The 2,538-nt window shown below is 72.9% G+C and carries 3 protein-coding genes; all 3 read right to left on the reverse strand.

Going from position 1 to position 2,538, the window contains the following annotated elements:
* Nucleotides 1–70: 70 nt before the first annotated feature.
* Complete coding sequence (locus tag ACYVE9_RS22530; protein WP_461029718.1) at nt 71–730, reverse strand: hypothetical protein; 660 nt, start codon at nt 728–730, stop codon at nt 71–73.
* 159 nt (nt 731–889) lie between these two features.
* Complete coding sequence (locus ACYVE9_RS22535; protein ID WP_461029719.1) at nt 890–1,354, reverse strand: sec-independent translocase; 465 nt, start codon at nt 1,352–1,354, stop codon at nt 890–892.
* A gap of 117 nt (nt 1,355–1,471) precedes the next feature.
* A partial coding sequence (locus ACYVE9_RS22540) for a S1C family serine protease (RefSeq protein ID WP_461029720.1) occupies nt 1,472–2,538 on the reverse strand: 1,067 nt, incomplete at its 5' end.

Raw genomic sequence — 2,538 nt, forward strand, 5'->3', positions numbered from 1 at the left:
GGGCCGGTCACCCGTCGAGGTGACCGGCCCCTTCCGTGCGTGCCGCCGGTACCGACCCGGCCGGCGGCCGCTACGCGGCGCGCGGACGGTCGTAGGCGGTGATGTCCTCGACCGCCGAGAAGCCCAGGCCGTAGGCGCTCAGACCGCGGCCGTAGGCACCCAGGTGGACGTCACCGTCGGCGGCGCCGGCCAGCACCCAGCCGTACTCCGACTCCCGGTAGTGGAAGTCGGCAGGCACCCCGTCGACCGGCAGGGACAGCGTGGACCAGCCGTCGCCGTCCAGGTTCTCGGCCAGGTCCCAGGCGATGTCGGTCTGCTGGTCCAGCCAGTTCTGCCGCAGTCGGCGCTCCATCCGGGTCGGCCAGGTGCAGGACAGCAGTCCCGAACCGGCCAGCCAGGCGGCCGACGTCACGGAGGTGGCGTCCAGCACACCGGCGCCGTCCGCACTCTTCCGCACGGGCCGGCTGGCGACCGTCACCACCACCGCGAAGCGCTGGTTCTCCCGTCCCGTGTCCGGATGGAAGGACGGTTCCTCCCCGTGCCCCGTGGAGCCGTGCTCCACTGTGCCGTCGGCCCCGGCGCCGACCCGCATCAGCCAGCGCGGCCCGGTGAACGCCTCGTCGAGGCCGTACCACGGGAAGCCGGCCGACAGGTATCCGTCCACCGTTCGGCGGGTGCTCGGCCGGGTCACTGCGCGCCCGGGCACTCCTGCCCGACTCGTTGTCTCCATCTGCGCGAAGCCTCCTCGTTGCCCTGTGCCCTGGCGGCCTGCCCCCCTCGGACGGCCCGACCCCGGACACAGGGAGGATAGCCACCCGCGTCCTCCGCGGCGGGCAGGCCCGGATATCGCCGGGAGCCGCCGGGGGCGCCGGGGGCGCACAAGAGCGCGTCAGGTGGCATCCGAGTCGAAGGGGGGCGGCTCCACGGCCGCCGGCGCGTCCTTCTTCCGCAACCGGTCCGAGGTGCCGCCCGCCGAGGCCGCGGGAGGTGTGTCGGCGGAGCCGTCGGTCGTGCCGGCCACCCCCGTCTCGCGGCTGTTCACGGCGTCGGAGACCTCGGCGAGCTCCTTGCGCATGTCGAAGCCGTTGCGGATCTCCTTCAGCCCCAGCTCCTCGTTGTCGATCAGGTGCTTCTGCGCGAACCGCTTGGGGTGCAGGTCCTGGAAGTCGAAGTCCTTGAACTCCGGGCCGAGTTCGCTGCGGATGTCGTCGCGCGCCGAGTCCGAGAACTGCCGGATCTTGCGGATGAACGAGGCGATGTCCTGAATGAGCTTGGGGAGCTTCTCCGGGCCGAAGATGAGCACGGCCAGCACGAGGAGCACCACGAACTCGAGTGACCCTATGTCGAAGAACACCGTGGGGCTCCCTGCGTCCGTCCACGACCCCGGTGGAGTGGGGTCTCAAAACGCCACGGTACCTGTCCGGCGGCGGCCGGCGGGAGTCGGCGGGGCGAACCCGGGGCGGGCATCGGGTCACTCACCGCCCGACGTGCCCAAGGTCACCTCGACGGTCCGCGACTCGCCGTCCCGTTCCACGGTCAGCTCCAGCCGGTCGCCGGGGCGGTGGCTGCGGATCTTGACGATGAGTTCCTCGCCCGTACCCACCGCCGAGCCGTCGACGGCCGTGATGACGTCGCCCTCCTCGACCCCGGCCTCGTCGGCGGGCCCGCCGGGGACGACCGCCTCGCCGTCGCCGTCCGGTGTGCCGACCTTCGCGCCGTCACCGGTGAAGGACATGTCGAGGCTGACGCCGATCACCGGGTGGGTGGCCCGGCCGGTGTTGATCAGTTCCTCGGCTACCCGTTTGGCCTGGTTGACGGGGATGGCGAAGCCCAGCCCGATGGAGCCGCCCTGCCGGTCCCCGGGCGCGCCGATGCCCTGGTCGGCGGCGCGGATGGCGCTGTTCACGCCGATCACCCGGCCCTCCGCGTCCATCAGCGGCCCCCCGGAGTTCCCCGGGTTTATCGGCGCGTCCGTCTGGAGGGCGTCCACGTAGCTGACGTCACTGCCGTCCTGCCGGCCGCCTGCCGTTATCGGCCGCTCGGTGGCGCTGATGATGCCGGAGGTGACGGTGCCGGCGAGGTCGAAGGGCGCGCCGATCGCCACCACCGGGTCGCCGACCTGCACCGAGTCGGAGTTGCCCAGCGGCAGCGGCTTGAGCCCCGAGACGTCGTCGACCTTGACGACGGCCAGGTCGTAGCCGCCGTCCCCGCCGACCATGCGGGCGGTGACCGTCTCCCCGCCGCTGAAGGTCACCCGGATCCGACCGCTGTCGCCGGCCGGGGCCACCACGTGGTGGTTGGTGAGGATGTGGCCGCGCTCGTCGAGCACGAACCCGGTGCCGGTGCCCTGCTCGCCGGAGCCGCGCACGTGCAGCGTCACCACACCGGGCAGGGCGGCCGCGGCGATGCCCGCGACGCTGTCGGCGGGACGTTCGACGTTCTCCGCGGGGGCCTGCGGCAGCTCGACGTCACCGATGCCGCCGTTGCGTTCCAGCGTGGCGCCGACCACACCGCCGACACCGCCGGCCGCGAGGGCCA

The organism is Streptomyces sparsus (genome assembly GCF_054776295.1).